Below are 14,895 nucleotides of genomic sequence, written 5' to 3' on the forward strand. Positions count from 1 at the left end.
CGGCCGCTGGCGGTTCGGTACGTCGTTAGCGGTTCAACACGTCGTCTTCGAGATCAGCGACCGCCGACAGCACCGCTTCCCTGTCGTCGTCGGCGACGCCCGCCGCCGCCAGCGCGTCGTCGAGGTGGCCGGCCACGGCCGCGAAATCCGCCCCGTCGAGGTCGAGGTGGGCGTGTGCGGTCCGCATGTCCGCGCCGTCGTACTCGGTCGGCCCACCGGTCACCATCGTGATGAACTCCCGCTGGTGCTCGCGGAGGTCGGCCATGTCCGTGTCCTCGAAGTACCCGACGAGCGACTCGTCGTCGAGCACCCGGTCGTAGAAGTCCTCGACGACGGCGTCGACCCCCTCGGCACCACCCAGCCGCTCGTAGCACGTCTCGCTCATACCCTGTGGGACCGCGCCGGCGACAAAAAGCCCGGGGTCGTCGGGGTAGCGGCACGCTTTTGGGGCCGCCGGACCGACTCGGAGTCATGAAAGAGGACCTGATGGAGATCATCTGCTGTCCCCTCGACAAGCACGACCTCGAACTCGATGTCGACGAGCGCGACGGCGAGGAGATCCTGAGCGGGACGCTGGTCTGTACCGAGTGTGGCGAACGCTTCCCGATCGAGGATGGTATCCCGAACCTGCTGCCGCCGGATATGCGCGACGAAGCACCGGCCTGAACCTTTTTCTTCCGTCCGCGCGCAGTCGTAACTGTGCCCGACCCGCTGCCGATCCACATCAACCGCGAGGAGATCCACGGGCTGGAGGTCCCGACGGCGTACGAATCGACAGGGGGGTTCGACATCCGACTGATCAACCACGGCGAACCCACCCACGTCCACCTCCACCTCGATAGCGACCTCTCGTCGGTGGCCTCCCTGGCCGCGACGAACCACTACGTCGAGCGCGAGGCCGACCGCCTCGTTCGCGTCGAGGTGACCGGCGACGGGACGGTGCGTGGCAACCTCAAAGTCGTCAGCGGCTACGGCGCCCAGACCCGGCTCGTCGATATCTCCCTGGTCGAACCCCGCGAGACGGAGGAGACGGTCCAGGTCGGTGAGGACCTCTCGACGCCCTCGCCGAGGCCGGAACCCCAGTCGAGAGGGCTTCCGGACGCGGTGGGCACGCTTCCGGTGATGGTCCTGGCGACACTCGCGTTGCTCACCGCTCTCGGCGCCGTCGCGCTGTTCCAGACCACCGCTGTCCTCCTCGGTGCCGCGGTCGTCGTCGTCGGCGTGTCGGTCGCGCTGTACAGCCTGCTGGCTGCCTGATCACTCCTCGCTCTCGGTCGGGACTCCGTCGAGGTCGCCGTCGTCGTCGAACAGTTTCGCACGGAGGAACCGGGCGCGGTAGCGGTTCGCGCCGTCGTAGATGTCGGCCTCGCGGATGTCGTCGACCCGCCCCTCGGCGACGGCGTCGACGATCTCCTCGACCTGTTCTTTCTCGCTCGGCGTCAACTCGAACTCGTAGGTCCGGGACTGCTCGGACTCCATCTTCGTCCACTGGCGCGCGGCCGTGATGACGACCGAACAGGGTTCTCGGCAGGGGAACTCGCCGTCGCCGCCGTCGACATCGAGGTCGGTCTCCTCGTCGTACTCCCACTCGCGGCGCTTGAGACACTGCGAGTCGTCACAGCAGGCCTCGGCCACCCAGTTGACGTGTTCGTACCCCTCGCCGCGGTCCCAGGTCTTGACGACACCGTAGATCCCGGTCTGGCGCTGGGTCGTCTCGTGCCAGTGGGTCACGTCCAGTTCCCCCGTCCGCTCGCGGTGCCAGTTCTGGACGGTCGCCGGGTAGAAACTGTGGACAGCCTCGACGAGTTCGCCGGCGTCCAGTGCCGGGAACACCCACCCAGACCGGAGCGTCGGCGCCGTCTTGAGCGGCCGATACCGGTCGCGGTCGTCGTGTTTCGCCAGGTCGCGGGCGGCGACCGGATCGTCGGAGCGGTCCAGGTCGGCGGGGTCGACACCGGTGTCGGACTCGTGGCGGAGGTCGTACACTCGCTCGCCGTCCGCGCTCAGTTCGGCGGTGATCGCGAGTTCCCCCCAAGTGGTCGTCACCCCGTCGTCCAGGCGGTCGTACCGCTCGGGGACCGACAGTTCGTCGGCGCCTTCGAGCCACCGGAGGAAGGCCCACCGCGGTTCGGCCTGCGGCGCCGTCGCGTGCCAGAAGTACCAGTTCGTCACGTAGCGTTCGACGGCGGCGTCCACGTCCGCGAGGTCCGCGACCGCCCCCTCGGCGGTGGTCCCGTCGGCCGTCGAGAGCGTGTAGCTGTCTCCCTCGACCTGCGCCTCGATGCCGTCGAAGTCGACGCCGTCGGCGGCGGCGTCGGCGAACGCCGCGACGCGGGTGTCGTCCATGCCAGCGGGTAGGGAGTCGACCGCAAAAAGCCGCCCGTTCCCGCCCGCCGGCGGTCGACGGGTTCAGTCCCCGGTGGCGGGGTCCACGCCGCGGGTCCGGTCGCGGACCTGATCGATCGCGCCCGACACGTCCGCGCCGGCGTCGGCGGCCCGCTCCAGCACCACGTCGGCCATCAGCGGTTCGGTGCCGACGGCGCCGGCGTACCAGATGTCGTGGCCGTCCACGGCGGTCGGTACGTCGTAGCCGTCGCGGTAGTCCTCACAGAGGCCCATGTCCTCGGGGATGTCCTCCTGGGTGTGGTAGCCGTCGGCGATAAACAGCGGGACCACGACGATGTCCTCGACCTCGAAGAAGTCGGTCACGTCGTCGACCTCGGGGTCCTCGTCCATGAACAGCGCCTGGACCTCGTCGAAGCGACCCATCTCGCGGATGCGGTCGGCGTGGTACTCGATGGCCTTCGCGGAGTTCTCGTTGCGCTCGGTGCCGTGGCCCACGACCGCGAGGCCAAAGTCCTCGCCCACGTCGGCGTCGCCGGTGACGGACTTGGCGCGCTGGACGATCACGTCGCTCATCGAGTCGTGCGTCCCGACCGGGCCACAGTAGTGGACCGTCTGGTCAGTGTCGGTGGCCGTCAGCGTCGCGTGGGTCGCACTGGTCCCGTCTGAGTCCCACAGTTCGGGGTCCCACCCGTCCAGGCGGAACTCCCGGGGGATCACCTGCTCGGTGAAGTAGCCCTCCGAGACGAACAGCGGGACCAGATACACCTCGTCGGCGTCGACGGTCCGCAGTCCCTCGCGGAAGGCCGGTTCCTCCTTCCAGAACGACTCCCGGACCTCGCTGAACGCGCCGGTCGCGCGGATGGTGTCGGCGTGGGTGAACGTCGGGGTGCTCGACTCGGCGTTGAGATGCGACCCGTGAGCCGCGATGACGAGCGCTGGCTTCATACCACGGCGTTGGGACGAACCGGTCTTAGGGGCTTCGCCACGGCGGCGAGACACGCTTTTGGTGGCTCGGGACAGCGGGACAGGTATGTCACTCGCAGCCCAGACCCGCGAGGCGGTCCGGACGCGCCCGTTCCTCTACGACGCGCTCCGGGCTGGCGTGGTCAACTACACGGCCGCCGCGCGCACGCTCGATGTCGACGGCGACACGGAGGCCGTCGCGACGGCGCTCCGTCGGTTCGCCGAGGAACTGGACGACTACGACCCGCCGGCCGGCGACGCCCGCGTCTCGATGCGGAGCGGACTGGGGCCGGCCGACGGGGCGGACCCGCTGGTCACGGTCGGGGACCGCTCGCTCGCTCCGGGCGAGGGATCGCTCACCGGCATCGTCGCGACCGGCGCGGTGTCCCCGTGGGTGCTGGGCGACGCGCTCGGCCGACTCAGGGCCGCCGATATCGCCGTCGAGGTGGCGGCCGCCGACGACACGTCGTTGCTCGTGGCGGTCGAGCGACGGGACGGCCCGGACGCACTCAGGATCGTCGAAGCGGTCGTCGGCTAGGGCCACGCTGCTAGCGTGACGTTCGTCTCGGCCCGCCGCCACTGGAGCCTGACCGAGTCACCGTCCAGCGCCGCGACGGTGAACGACTCTCCCGCCCCCAGTCGGCTCCCGAGGCTCGTACACCGGTCGGCCAGCGGGAGCGTCCCCCCGGTCGGTGTCGCACCGACCACCCGGAGTTCGTCGGTCGGGATCGCGGTACCGGCTTCGTGATGGATCCGGAGCAGCGTCGTCTCCATCGTCGGGTGACAGTCCGCGCCCGCGCTGGCGTCGGCCGCCGCCGTGATAGTCACCGACGCCGCCGGCTCGCTGCCGCCGACGGTCTCGCCGATGTCGAAGACGAACACCGAGAGCCCGGCCGCGAAGACGACCACGACCGTGACGAGCAAAAGGCTCCCAAGCACGGCCGAGGACGCTCGCCCGGTTCCCCCACGATTCACGGCCGGACGTTCGGCGATAGCCTACATATCGGTTGTGGCTACCGAGTCGTTCCGACGGGTTGAAACGAGCGGACAGAGTGGACACGGGTAATGACGCTCCGCGTGACGAACACGCTGACCGGCGAGAAAGAACGCTTCGAGCCGTCCGACCCGGACTCTGTCTTGCTCTACTACTGTGGTCTGACGACTTCGGACCCGCCCCACCTGGGCCACGCCCGCGGGTGGGTCCACGTCGACGTGATGTGTCGCTGGCTGGCCCACCTGGGCTACGATGTCCGCCACGTCGAGAACTTCACCGATGTCAACGAGAAGATCGTCGCCCGGGTCGGCGAGGACGGCGACAGCGAGGCCGCCGTCGCACGCCACTACGTCCAGCAGGTGATCCGGGACATGCGGTCGCTGAACCTCGACCGCGCGGATGTCTACCCCCGCGTCTCCGAGCACATCCCGGAGATCGTCGACCTGGTCGAACGCCTCGTCGAGGGCGGCTACGCCTACGAAGCCGACGGGTCGGTGTACTTCGACGTGACCAGTTTCGAGGCGTACGGCGCCCTCTCGAACCAGACCGTCGAGGACATCGAGTCACAGGGGACCGACGCGGCGTCCGAGAAGCGCCATCCGGCCGACTTCGCGCTCTGGAAGGCCGACGGCGTCGACCCCGACGACATCGCCGACCACCAACATCCCGACGCGGCGCCGGCAGAGGAGGCCTGTCAGACCGCACAGACCTGGGACTCTCCCTGGGGAGAGGGCCGTCCCGGCTGGCACATCGAGTGTTCGGCGATGTCGATGACCCACCTCGACGAGACCATCGACATCCACGTCGGGGGCCAGGACCTCGTCTTCCCCCACCACGAGAACGAGGTCGCACAGAGCGAGGCCGCGACCGGCGAGCGGTTCGCCAACTACTGGCTCCACGTCCGCCTGCTGGAGACCGACGACGAGAAGATGTCGTCCTCGCTGGGGAACTACTTCACCGTCAGCGACGCCGTTGCGGAGTTCGGGCCCGACGTGCTCCGGACGTTCCTGCTGTCGACGGCCTACACCTCCCGAGCCACCTACAGCGACGACACCATCGCGGAGGCCCGGGAACGCTGGGACCGACTCGAACGGGGGTACGAGCGGGCGGTCGAGGCCTGTGACAGCGTCGACGCCTACGCGAAAACGACCGACGAGACGCTCCGGTCGGCCGTCGAGGCGGCCACCGACGAGTTCGCGGCGGCGATGAACGACGACTTCAACACCCGGGAGGCGATCACGGCCCTGCTGGAGCTGACTGCCGCGGTCCACACCCACGTCGACGAACACGACGCCTACGACTACCGGGGGCTCCGGCAAGCCGTCGCCGCCTTCGAGACCTTCGGTGGTGACGTGCTTGGACTCGGCTTCGGAGCCGCGCAGGACAGCGATGTCACGCTCGCCGAGGACCTCGTGGAACTCGTCCTGGATGTCCGCGAGCAGGAACGGGACGCCGGCAACTACGAGCGCGCCGACGACCTGCGGGACGAACTCGAAGCGCTGGGCGTGGAGGTTCAGGACACCGACGACGGACCGACCTACCGGCTGTGAGCCGGGTGTGGCGTGTCACCTCTTGTCGTGGCGCCCCCCTGTGACAGTAGCGCTTTATATCCTCATCCGTCGAATACAGCGGTATGATCGGATTACCGACGACCACCCGGATCGCGGCGCTCGTCTTCGCTGGACTACTCGTCGTCGCCGGCGGCACTGGGACGACGGTCGCACAGTCCGGCCAGGCCGAGTGGGCCGGTGACCTCTACGACGAGTTCGACGCGATGGTGCCCGCCTACAACGACGCGGTCGATCCGGAGGACTACGGCCCGCTGGCCGGGCAACTGCGTGGCGAGCGCGTGAACATGGTGGTGACCGACGGTGACGGGTCACAGGCGACCGCCTCCTTCCGGCTCGACGACGAGTTACGGATCCAGGACCAGCGCCCCGAACACAGGAGCGACGCGACGCTGAAACTGTCGACCGACCGGGAGACGATGACCGACATCCTCGATTCGGAGACGCCGGCGACGGCGTTCCAGACGGCCGTCGCCGACGGTGACATCAGCATCGACGGGGTCGGCCCGGTCAACGCCGTGAAGTGGTTCCTCATCAACGTCGTCGCCGACCTCCTCCGCTGACCGAGACGGGAGTACGCTTTTTTACGGCCGGCGCAATCTGTCGGGCATGCATCCCGCCGCTATCGCCGGCGCGATCCTGACACTCGTCGGCGTCGCCGGCTACGTCGTCGGCGTGGCTGTCCCCTATCCCGGTCGCGCGTTCTCCCTGACAGCGGTCATGGTCGGGCTGAGCGTCCTCTCGGTCGGACGGGTCGCCGACCAGGAGGCAGCGTGATCTCCGCGCTCGTCTACGCGGAGGGCCAGCCCGTCGAATACGACGACCTCACGGCGGCGCGGCGGGCCAGTGGCACCACCTGGGTCCACGCCGCCGAGGCGACGACGGCGGAACTCGACAGCGTCCGGGCCGCGTTCGACCTCCACCCGCTCACCATCGACGATGTCCAGAGCCAGGTCCGGGCGAAGACCGAGGAGTTCCCGACCTACACCTTCGTGTTACTGAAGACCGCGACGCTCACGCCCGGCGAGACGACCTTCGAGAAGGAGGTCGCGACCAGCCCCGTCGGGGTGTTCGTCGGGACGGATTGGGTCGTCACCGTCGCGACGGGGCCGGCCCACCCCGTCCAGCGGGTCCTCGACGCCGTGGCACGGGGTGACGAGCGCCTCCTGCAGCGGGGACCGGACTTCACCGCCTACCGGGTCGTCGATGTAATCGTCGACGGCTACTTCGACCTGCTCGACGGCATCGAGACCGACATCGAGGAGATCGAGGAGGAGGTGACCGTCTCGACCGACATCGAGACGTTAGAGAAGATCAACGATGTCCGCCGGGACCTGCTCTCCTTCCGGAAGGTGGCCTGGCCGACCCGGGAGGCCGTCGGGCTCCTCGCCCGCGGCGATCCGGATCAGATCCAGCCCGAGACGGAGAAGTACTTCCGGGATGTCTACGATCACCTCGTCCAGATCGTCGATCTCACCGAGACGTACCGCGACCTGGTCGCCGGCGCCCGTGACATCTACCTCAACACGCTCTCGCAGTCGACCAACGAGGTGATGAAGGTCCTGACGGTGGTCGCCACGATCTTCATTCCGCTGACGTTCGTCGTCGGCGTCTACGGGATGAACTTCTCCGGGGGGCCGTACAACATGCCGGAACTGGGCTGGACGTTCGGCTATCCGGCGACGATGCTCGGGATGGTGCTCATCGTCGTCGTCCTGCTCGCTCACTTCCGCCAGCGGGGGTACCTATAGCGCCAGCGGGACGAGCAACACCCCCATGAGCGCCGCCCGACGATTCCCGAAGTACGGCGGCAGGTGGCCGACAGCCGTCGCCAGCCCGAACGCACCGACGCCGATCCCCCCGGCGAAGACGTACGACAGACCCAGCAGGCCGGCCAGCACCGACAGCGAGAGCACCGTCGGGTCGAGCCGGCCGACGGTCCGCAGATAGCGGTCACCGACCAGCGGCACGAGGACGGCGCCGGCGAGCGCGGCGACGGCGACGGCCGCGAGCAACCAGGGTAACGCCAGCGGTGGCCCGACCCGATCGAGCGCGACCAGGACGCCGGTCCGTGGCGTCCCGAGTGCGACGAGCGCGAACAGCGCGAACACCGCGGTCGCCGTGTTGACGCCGCTGGTCGTCACGGTGAACGCCCGCGGACCCCGACCGCTCGTCACTCCGAGCGCGAGCGTCGCCGCGACGGCACTGGAGACGCCGGGCAGGTAGCCGACGGCGGCGCCACAGAGCGTCCCGACGACCGCCAACCGAGCCACTGCCGTCCGCGGGACGGTCACCGTCGTCCCGGACTGTGGCGGAACGCCGTCGCCGTCGGCAGCGGCGAGCAACACCGGCGCGCCGAACAGCCCGGCAAACAGCGGGACGAGCACGTCGGCGACCGGGAGCATCGCGGAGACGGACGCATCGAGCAGCCAGACACCCAGCGCACCGCTCGCGGCGAGCGAACAGCAGGCTCCGACGGCCGCCCGGTGGTCCCGTTCGGTGACGACGAGCAGTGCTGCGATCGCGCCGAGAAACAGCGGGAGGTGGGCCGCGACCGTCGGATAGGCGCGCTCCATCACGGCCGTCACGGGGACGGCCAGCGGCACCGCAAACACCACGGCCAGTCCGCTGCCGAGCGCGGAGAGGCGAAGCGCCTCCCGCCCGCGCCCCTGGATCACCAGCCGATGACCGGGGAGTGCGTTGGCCGCCATCGCCGGGTCCGGGACGCCAAGCGCGAGGGCCGGGACGATATCGAGAAAGGTGTGTGTCACCCCGGCGGCCAGCATCGCGGCGCCGACGGCGACTGCCGAACCCGGTATCTCTCCCGCGACGGCCGCCAGCAACAGGGCGAACGTGTTGGCGTGTAACCCCGGGACGAGGCCGCTGACGGTCCCGAGGCCGACGCCCGCTCCGATAGCGGCCAGCAGTGACAGCGTCGGGATCGACAGCCCGGTCGAGAGCCAGAACACGCCCGGGGGTGGCCCCCTGTTCGTATTTGAACCTCGGGGCCGGGGCCAGATACGGCGCTGTCGCTGACCGGTCACAGCGCGCAAAGAAAGGTGTGTGCTCGCCGAGTTAGCCGAAGAGTTCGCCGAGACCCTCGCCGCTGGCCTCGTCGTCCTCGTCGTCCTCGTCGTCGCCGCCCTCGTCGGCGGCTTCCTCGGCCTCGTCGTCACCGTCGTCGTCGGACTCGTCGTCGTCGCTGGCAGGTGCCGCGGCGCCCCCGCTTGCCGGGACCGGTGCGGCCGAGGCCTGCTCGACGGCCTCCTCGATGTCGACATCTTCCAGCGCCGCGATGAGCGCCTTGACGCGGGACTCCTCGACATCGACACCGGCGGCTTCGAGCACGTCGGTGAGGTTGCTCTGGTTGATCTCTTCGCCCGATTCGTTCAGGATGAGTGCAGCGTAAACGTATTCCATTGTTGTTGGTGTGAGTTAGAACATCGCTCCGAGCGCGTCGCCGGCGTCTTCGTCGTCGTCATCGTCATCTTCGGCCTCCTCGGCCGCGGCGTCCTCGTCGGCGGACTCGTCGGATGCGGTGTCGTCTTGGTCGTCAGCCGATTCCTCTGTGGCTGCCGCGGCCTCCACGTTCTGGAGTTCCTCGGGCAGCGCTTCGGGATCCTCGATCTGTGCGGCGAGCGACCGGACCTGTGCGTCGGCCTTGCTCACGAGGTCGGGGACGACCTCGGGGTCCTCGATGGCTGCCTGGAGCGCGAGGCTCTTGGCGTCGGCGCGGGCCGACTGCAGCAGCGTCGGGGCCGTCGTCGCGGTCGGGTACTCGGCGTTGACCGAGAGGTTGAACGCCTGCCCGGCGGCCGCCTTGATATCGCTCTCGTAGGCCTCCACGTCCAGTTCGAGTTCCTCGGGTTCGAACAGGACGCCGTCGGCGAACACCGCTCGGAGGTCGAGCCCGACTTCCTTGGGCTCGATACCGAGTTCGTTCAGCACGTTCGCCAGATCCTGGGAGACCTCCTCGCCGGCGTCGAGGACGGCCGAGTCCGAGAGGACCTGGATCGAACCGTCCTGGATGCGTGCGTCGGCACCGATACTCTGGAGTTCACCGACGAACGGACCCGGGTCGACACCGGTGTCGCCCTCGGGGATCACGATCTCGTTGGGCGCGATCTCGCCGGCACCGATCGGTGCGGGCGTCTTCGACGCTTCCAGGGACTTGAACAGCGAGAACGGGTTGTCGTTGGTCCCGATGAGGCCGACCTGTCCGGCCACGTAGTCGGTGAGCGCTTCGAGGCCGTCGTCGACCTCCTCGAGCGCACGCGAGAGGAGCGTGTTCCGGGCGACTCGAAGCTCCGCGGTACCGTGCAGGTCACGGCGCATGTCCTGGAGCTGACGGGACGGGATCCCGGCGATGTTGACGACGCCGACGCTCTCGTAGGACTCGATCATCCCGACGATGTCGTCGACCTCGTCCTGTTTCCACTGCGGGATCGTCTCGGTCTTGCGCTCGCCTTCGGCGCTCATCTCAGGCCACCTCCACGGCGGGGCCCATCGTGGTCTTGACGAACACCGTATCGATGTTCATCGGCCCCTTCTCTAAGTCCGCGTGCAGGCGGCGCAGGATCACGTCGATGTTGTCGGCGATCTCCTCGGCGGACATGTCCTGTGCACCGACGCGCGTGTGGAAGGTTCGTCGCTCCCCGCTGCGCAGTTGGACAGTGTTTTTCATGCGGTTGATGACCTCGACGACATCGTCGTCGGGGTCGAGCGGTTCCGGCATCTTCCCGCGCGGGCCCAGGACGGTCCCGAGGTAGCGGCCGATGTCCTGCATGAGTCCCTTCTCCGCGATGAAGAAGTCGGTGTCATCGGCGAGGTCCTTGGCGGCGTCGTCGTCGTCGCCAAGCTCCTCGAGGTCGTCGTGGTCGAGTACGTCGTCGGCTGCCTCCTCGGCACGAAGGGCTGTCTCACCCTCGGCGAAGACCACGATCGTGGTCTCCTGACCGGTGCCGGAAGGCAGAACGACGGACTCGTCGACGCGGTTCGACGGGTCGTTAAGATCTAGGTCGCGCAGGTTGATCGCGAGGTCGACCGTCTCGCGGAAATTCCGCTGCGGTGCGTCCTCGAGTGCGCGAGAGACTGCTTGCTCTATTTCTTGATCTGCCATTGTTCACCTCCGTAGTACGCCAAGTGGCTTCTACGGGTCAGTGAAACAGGCGGATGCCTGTCTCGTCCGAGTAGATGCCAATGCGACACTTAAAAGCGTCGAACCGCCCCTCCCGGTCAATTTATGCCGCGATAGTGTGACTACCCGGCAATGCACCTGCGGACGACGTTCCTCGTGACGCTCGCCGCAGTCGCGCTCGTTCTGTCCGGGATCGTCTTCGCGGGCTTTTCGCTGCACAAACAGGAGATCACGAGCCAGGAGCGTGCCACACTCGACGCGTCTACGACGACGGTCGCTCACGACCTCGACACCAGACTTGCCGAAAAGCAGTCGACCGTCGCACTGTGGGCCAGCAACGACGCGACCGCGGCCCACGGGACGCGGGCCCAGCGGGACGCGCTCGCCACGTTCCGCGCCGAGACGGCCTTCGAGGGGGTGTCTGTCGTCGCCGCCAACGGGACTATGGTCGCGATCAACGCGTCCGGACTCCCCGCCGATCGGCGCGAGGCGCTGACCGGAGCGGACTTCAGCACCCGGCCGTACGTCCAGGCAGCACTCGACGGTGAGCGCTACGTCAGCGCTCCCTTCGAGGCCGAAAGCGGGAACTTCATCGTCACCATCTCGGCCCCGATCAGGCGCGACGGGACCGTCGTCGGCACGCTCAACAGTGCGTTTCACCTCACTGCGACGAACTTCTTCGAGTCGTCGACGACGCTGCTCCACCCGGAACAGTCGTTGATCGTTCGGTCGACGGACGGGACACAGCTGTACGCCGACCCGCTCCCGGACGGTGATCGACTCACTGCGACGGACACTGTCGGAGAGACGGGCTGGACGGTCACTGTCGCCGTCGACAGGGCGGCGGTCGCACAGCCGGTCAGACAGGCGACCACCTACCAGTTCGGTGCGCTCGGCCTGACGCTGCTCGCCGTTGCTGTCCTGGGTATCTGGGCCTCGCGGCTCACGATCCGACAGATCGACGAACTCGTCGCCGGCTTCGACGCTCTCGAGTCGGGGAACTACGGGACGACCGTCGAGTTGGGGGGGACGACGGAGTGGCAGCGGATCTCGCGTCGGTTCGCCGAACTGGCCGCGACGCTGGAGCGCCGGACCTCCCAGATGCTCGTGTTCAACCGCGTGTTCCGCCACAACCTCCGGAACGACATGTCGGTCATCCTGCTGTCGGTCGAGCGGATCCTCGACACCGACGACACACCCGCCCCGGTCGAGCGCTCGGCCGAGCGCATCCAGACCAGAGCCGAGTCGTTCATGGAGATGAGCGAGCACGCGCGGACGATCCAGAACGAACTCCTGAGCGGGAACACTGCCGGCGTCGGCCAGGTCGACGCGACGACGGTCGTCACCGAAGCCGCCGACACGCTCCGGGAGGAGTACCCCGACGCAGCGGTCGAGACCGATCTCTCCGAAGCGGTGCCGGTCTACGCCGCCAGGGTCCTCTCACCGCTGGTGACGGAACTCGGGCGGAATGCGCTCGCACACAACGACCTCCCCGAACCGGACCGGAGCGTCGCGTTCCGCGCCTCCCACGGACCCGATACCGCGACGATCACTGTCGCGGACAACGGCCCGGGAATGCCGGACCTCGAAGCGGAACTGCTCACCGGAACCCGCGACGAGACACCCACCTCACACGGGAACGGGCTGGGGCTCTGGCTCGTCAAGTGGGCCGTCGACTCACTCGGGGGCGACATCGCCGTCGCGACTGGAACCGAGCGCGGGACATCGATCACCGTCACGTTACCCAGCGCCGACGCTGACGGGGAGTAGGCACCGGGCGAAAACTGGCTGCAGAAAATTACGCCGACGCTTCGGCCGCGAACACGTCGTCGTACTCGCCAGCGTCGATCTTCTCTTTGAACGCCCGCGGGTTCTCGCCCTCGATCGTGACGCCCAGGGAGGTACAGGTCCCGACGACCTCCTTGGCCGCGTTCTTCAGGTCGTACGCCAGCAGGTCCGGGTGTTTCTGCTCGGCGATCTGTTTGATCTGTTCGACCGAGAGGTCGGCGACGAACTCCTCGTGGGGTTCGCCGCTGCCGGTGTCGAACCCGGCCTCGTCCTTGACGAGTTCGGCGGTCGGCGGGACACCGACCTCGATACTGAACGAGCCGTCGTCCTCGTATTCGATCGTGACCGGCACTTCGGTCCCGTCGAACGCTTCCGTCTGGTCGTTGATCTCCTGGACGACTGCCTGCACGTCCACGGGTGTCGGGCCGAGTTCCGGACCGAGCGGCGGGCCGGGGTTGGCCTGCCCACCGGGAACGAGCACTTCGATAGTTCCAGCCATGTATGGGGCATTTTTCCCGGCGGCTTAAAGGATTGCGTTTCACCGACCGCCGCGTGACCGCTCCACATGGCTGTCCGCACCGACCCTGGCTCCCAGTACAACTGTTGATTCTCGGCGCGACACGGCGACGACGATCAGGCGAAGCTCACGCCGTTCATCGCGAGGAAGTCCCCGGCGTCTTTGATCTCGACTGGCGAACCGATAATCCGGACCTGATTCCCCTCTTCGCGGACAGTGAGGGTGAACTGTGTTTCGAGTTCCTCGCGGACCCCGTTCAGCGCACCCGCCGGTAACAGGATCTGCGTGCTGTCGCGGAACCGGTTCGCGTCTGCCATTATCGTTTCTGACGGTGGGCGCCGTATAGGTGTAACGAATTACATGTGGAAACGTTCGGGATAGTTTCCGGGCTGGGGCCGGATGCCCGGCCAGGGAAGAAAGCCTTATTCGGTGTGAGGGGCCGACGTACACACGATGGGGCTCGAAGAGGAGATCCAGGAACTGGAAGACGAAATCGTCAGTACGCCCTACAACAAGTCCACAGAGGCTCATATCGGCCGTTTGAAGTCGAAACTCGCCGAGAAGAAAGAGAAGCTCGAACAACAGCAGTCCTCGTCCGGCGGCGGTGGCGGCTACGGCGTCGAGAAACACGGCGACGCGACCGTCGCGCTCGTGGGCTTTCCCAGCGTCGGAAAGTCCACGCTGTTGAACGCGCTGACGAACGCCGACTCCGAGACGGGCGCCTACGAGTTTACCACCCTCGACGTGTATCCGGGGATGCTCAAGCACAAGGGTGCAAACATCCAGATCCTCGACGTGCCGGGGTTGATCGAGGGCGCCGCGGGCGGCCGCGGTGGCGGGCAGGAAGTCCTCTCCGTGGTCCGGACCGCTGATCTCATCGTCTTCATGGTCTCTGTCTTCGAGATCGACCAGTACGACCGACTCTCCGAGGAGCTCTACAAGAACAAGATCCGCCTCGACCAGGACCCACCGCGGGTCAACATCCGCAAGAAGGCCAAAGACGGGCTCAGCGTCAACAGCTCGGCGGACCTGGGTCTCGACGAGGAGACGATCAAGTCCGTCCTGCGCGAACACGGCTACGTCAACGCCGACGTGACGATCGGCGAGCAGGTCGACCTCGACCGACTGATCGACGGCGTGATGGACAACCGCGTCTACCTCCCCTCGATCGTCGTCGTGAACAAGGCCGATCTCATCGAGCCCGACTACCTACCGACCGTCGAGGGCGAGCTGGAAGAACGTGACATCGATCCCGACGACGCGATCTTCATCAGCGCCGAGGAGGAACGCGGCCTCGACGGTCTCACCGAACGAATCTGGAACGAGCTCGGACTGATCCGGATCTACATGGACAAACCCGGCCGGGGCGTCGACTACGACGAGCCGCTCATCCTCCGGGAGGGCGACACCGTCGGTGCGGCCTGTGAGAAACTCGGCGGGAGCTTCGACGAGCGGTTCCGGTTCGCCCGCGTCACCGGGCCAAGCGCGAAACACGACGAACAGCAGGTCGGGCGGGATCACGAACTCGCCGACGAAGACGTGCTCCGGATCGTCGCGCGGAAGTAATTCGGCCCGATGTCCG

At 67.5% G+C, this 14,895-nt stretch carries 19 protein-coding genes; 9 read left to right on the forward strand and 10 right to left on the reverse strand.

Annotated features, from left to right (window positions below):
- Nucleotides 1-25: 25 nt before the first annotated feature.
- Nucleotides 26-385: a group I truncated hemoglobin gene (locus tag P1L40_RS15195; RefSeq protein ID WP_284008236.1), complete on the reverse strand. Its 360-nt coding sequence runs from the start codon at nt 383-385 to the stop codon at nt 26-28.
- Nucleotides 386-471: 86 nt separating this feature from the next.
- On the opposite strand from P1L40_RS15195, the gene P1L40_RS15200 reads away from it, so the two are divergent.
- Both P1L40_RS15200 and P1L40_RS15205 read left to right on the forward strand, forming a co-directional pair.
- Nucleotides 472-666, forward strand: coding sequence for a methytransferase partner Trm112 (locus P1L40_RS15200; RefSeq protein ID WP_284008237.1), 195 nt, complete (start codon nt 472-474; stop codon nt 664-666).
- Between the two features lie 33 nt (nt 667-699).
- On the forward strand, nt 700-1,257 hold the full coding sequence (locus P1L40_RS15205) for a DUF7524 family protein (protein ID WP_284008238.1): 558 nt from the start codon (nt 700-702) through the stop codon (nt 1,255-1,257).
- Here P1L40_RS15205 and P1L40_RS15210 read toward each other — a convergent pair whose 3' ends face one another.
- Both P1L40_RS15210 and P1L40_RS15215 read right to left on the reverse strand, forming a co-directional pair.
- The gene (locus tag P1L40_RS15210; protein ID WP_284008239.1) at nt 1,258-2,346 is read right to left on the reverse strand and encodes a DR2241 family protein; all 1,089 of its coding nucleotides are present in this window, start codon (nt 2,344-2,346) and stop codon (nt 1,258-1,260) included.
- A 63-nt stretch (nt 2,347-2,409) separates the two neighbouring features.
- Complete coding sequence (locus P1L40_RS15215) at nt 2,410-3,291, reverse strand: CbiX/SirB N-terminal domain-containing protein (RefSeq protein WP_284008240.1); 882 nt, start codon at nt 3,289-3,291, stop codon at nt 2,410-2,412.
- A gap of 85 nt (nt 3,292-3,376) precedes the next feature.
- Between P1L40_RS15215 and P1L40_RS15220 the strand changes: the two genes are divergently transcribed.
- Complete coding sequence (locus tag P1L40_RS15220) at nt 3,377-3,847, forward strand: DUF7523 family protein (RefSeq protein WP_284008241.1); 471 nt, start codon at nt 3,377-3,379, stop codon at nt 3,845-3,847.
- Here P1L40_RS15220 and P1L40_RS15225 read toward each other — a convergent pair.
- Nucleotides 3,844-4,284, reverse strand: coding sequence for a type IV pilin domain-containing protein (locus tag P1L40_RS15225; RefSeq protein WP_284008242.1), 441 nt, complete (start codon nt 4,282-4,284; stop codon nt 3,844-3,846). The two genes, P1L40_RS15220 and P1L40_RS15225, sit on opposite strands and share 4 nt — an antisense overlap.
- A 90-nt stretch (nt 4,285-4,374) precedes the next feature.
- Between P1L40_RS15225 and cysS the strand changes: the two genes are divergently transcribed.
- From cysS to corA, 4 genes are all read left to right on the forward strand, one after another.
- Nucleotides 4,375-5,853: a cysteine--tRNA ligase gene (cysS, locus tag P1L40_RS15230; RefSeq protein ID WP_284008243.1), complete on the forward strand. Its 1,479-nt coding sequence runs from the start codon at nt 4,375-4,377 to the stop codon at nt 5,851-5,853.
- Between the two features lie 83 nt (nt 5,854-5,936).
- Nucleotides 5,937-6,434 carry a hypothetical protein gene (locus tag P1L40_RS15235; protein WP_284008246.1) on the forward strand — a complete coding sequence of 166 codons (498 nt, stop codon included), beginning with the start codon at nt 5,937-5,939 and terminating at the stop codon, nt 6,432-6,434.
- A gap of 46 nt (nt 6,435-6,480) precedes the next feature.
- Nucleotides 6,481-6,648 (forward strand): hypothetical protein, encoded by a 168-nt coding sequence (locus P1L40_RS15240; RefSeq protein WP_284008247.1) that lies wholly within the window; start codon nt 6,481-6,483, stop codon nt 6,646-6,648.
- Complete coding sequence (gene corA, locus P1L40_RS15245) at nt 6,645-7,622, forward strand: magnesium/cobalt transporter CorA (RefSeq protein ID WP_284008248.1); 978 nt, start codon at nt 6,645-6,647, stop codon at nt 7,620-7,622. The genes P1L40_RS15240 and corA overlap by 4 nt, the downstream gene beginning before the upstream one ends.
- Here the strand turns inward: corA and P1L40_RS15250 are convergent.
- From P1L40_RS15250 to P1L40_RS15265, 4 genes are all read right to left on the reverse strand, one after another.
- Complete coding sequence (locus P1L40_RS15250) at nt 7,617-8,840, reverse strand: tripartite tricarboxylate transporter permease (RefSeq protein ID WP_419181184.1); 1,224 nt, start codon at nt 8,838-8,840, stop codon at nt 7,617-7,619. The two genes, corA and P1L40_RS15250, sit on opposite strands and share 6 nt — an antisense overlap.
- A gap of 106 nt (nt 8,841-8,946) precedes the next feature.
- Nucleotides 8,947-9,291 carry a 50S ribosomal protein P1 gene (gene rpl12p, locus P1L40_RS15255; protein ID WP_284008249.1) on the reverse strand — a complete coding sequence of 115 codons (345 nt, stop codon included), beginning with the start codon at nt 9,289-9,291 and terminating at the stop codon, nt 8,947-8,949.
- A 15-nt stretch (nt 9,292-9,306) separates the two neighbouring features.
- Nucleotides 9,307-10,350, reverse strand: coding sequence for a 50S ribosomal protein L10 (locus P1L40_RS15260; RefSeq protein ID WP_284008251.1), 1,044 nt, complete (start codon nt 10,348-10,350; stop codon nt 9,307-9,309).
- 1 nt (nt 10,351) lies between these two features.
- A complete protein-coding gene (locus P1L40_RS15265) occupies nt 10,352-10,990 on the reverse strand; it encodes a 50S ribosomal protein L1 (RefSeq protein ID WP_284008253.1) in 639 nt (212 codons plus the stop codon).
- 150 nt (nt 10,991-11,140) lie between these two features.
- Here P1L40_RS15265 and P1L40_RS15270 point away from each other — a divergent pair, with 150 nt between their 5' ends.
- Complete coding sequence (locus P1L40_RS15270; protein WP_284008255.1) at nt 11,141-12,778, forward strand: sensor histidine kinase; 1,638 nt, start codon at nt 11,141-11,143, stop codon at nt 12,776-12,778.
- Between the two features lie 28 nt (nt 12,779-12,806).
- Here the strand turns inward: P1L40_RS15270 and P1L40_RS15275 are convergent, their stop codons facing one another.
- Both P1L40_RS15275 and P1L40_RS15280 read right to left on the reverse strand, forming a co-directional pair.
- On the reverse strand, nt 12,807-13,295 hold the full coding sequence (locus P1L40_RS15275; RefSeq protein WP_284008256.1) for a 50S ribosomal protein L11: 489 nt from the start codon (nt 13,293-13,295) through the stop codon (nt 12,807-12,809).
- A 134-nt stretch (nt 13,296-13,429) separates the two neighbouring features.
- The gene (locus P1L40_RS15280) at nt 13,430-13,630 is read right to left on the reverse strand and encodes a VNG_1110C family protein (RefSeq protein WP_284008258.1); all 201 of its coding nucleotides are present in this window, start codon (nt 13,628-13,630) and stop codon (nt 13,430-13,432) included.
- A 136-nt stretch (nt 13,631-13,766) separates the two neighbouring features.
- On the opposite strand from P1L40_RS15280, the gene P1L40_RS15285 reads away from it, so the two are divergent.
- Nucleotides 13,767-14,879 (forward strand): OBG GTPase family GTP-binding protein, encoded by a 1,113-nt coding sequence (locus P1L40_RS15285; RefSeq protein ID WP_284008260.1) that lies wholly within the window; start codon nt 13,767-13,769, stop codon nt 14,877-14,879.
- Nucleotides 14,880-14,895: the final 16 nt, after the last annotated feature.

The organism is Haloarcula pelagica (assembly GCF_030127105.1).
In the GTDB taxonomy this organism is placed as follows: Archaea; Halobacteriota; Halobacteria; order Halobacteriales; family Haloarculaceae; genus Haloarcula; species Haloarcula pelagica.

Bases quoted from the DNA above. Each gene is read 5' to 3' on its own strand.
- P1L40_RS15215 (WP_284008240.1), bottom strand. From the start codon at position 3,291: ATGAAGCCAGCGCTCGTCATCGCGGCTCACGGGTCGCATCTCAACGCC.
- P1L40_RS15210 (WP_284008239.1), bottom strand. From the start codon at position 2,346: ATGGACGACACCCGCGTCGCGGCGTTCGCCGACGCCGCCGCCGACGGC.
- P1L40_RS15265 (WP_284008253.1), bottom strand. From the start codon at position 10,990: ATGGCAGATCAAGAAATAGAGCAAGCAGTCTCTCGCGCACTCGAGGAC.
- P1L40_RS15240 (WP_284008247.1), top strand. From the start codon at position 6,481: ATGCATCCCGCCGCTATCGCCGGCGCGATCCTGACACTCGTCGGCGTC.
- P1L40_RS15285 (WP_284008260.1), top strand. From the start codon at position 13,767: ATGGGGCTCGAAGAGGAGATCCAGGAACTGGAAGACGAAATCGTCAGT.
- P1L40_RS15235 (WP_284008246.1), top strand. From the start codon at position 5,937: ATGATCGGATTACCGACGACCACCCGGATCGCGGCGCTCGTCTTCGCT.
- P1L40_RS15275 (WP_284008256.1), bottom strand. From the start codon at position 13,295: ATGGCTGGAACTATCGAAGTGCTCGTTCCCGGTGGGCAGGCCAACCCC.
- P1L40_RS15195 (WP_284008236.1), bottom strand. From the start codon at position 385: ATGAGCGAGACGTGCTACGAGCGGCTGGGTGGTGCCGAGGGGGTCGAC.
- P1L40_RS15200 (WP_284008237.1), top strand. From the start codon at position 472: ATGAAAGAGGACCTGATGGAGATCATCTGCTGTCCCCTCGACAAGCAC.
- P1L40_RS15280 (WP_284008258.1), bottom strand. From the start codon at position 13,630: ATGGCAGACGCGAACCGGTTCCGCGACAGCACGCAGATCCTGTTACCG.
- P1L40_RS15220 (WP_284008241.1), top strand. From the start codon at position 3,377: ATGTCACTCGCAGCCCAGACCCGCGAGGCGGTCCGGACGCGCCCGTTC.
- cysS (WP_284008243.1), top strand. From the start codon at position 4,375: ATGACGCTCCGCGTGACGAACACGCTGACCGGCGAGAAAGAACGCTTC.
- P1L40_RS15270 (WP_284008255.1), top strand. From the start codon at position 11,141: ATGCACCTGCGGACGACGTTCCTCGTGACGCTCGCCGCAGTCGCGCTC.
- P1L40_RS15260 (WP_284008251.1), bottom strand. From the start codon at position 10,350: ATGAGCGCCGAAGGCGAGCGCAAGACCGAGACGATCCCGCAGTGGAAA.
- rpl12p (WP_284008249.1), bottom strand. From the start codon at position 9,291: ATGGAATACGTTTACGCTGCACTCATCCTGAACGAATCGGGCGAAGAG.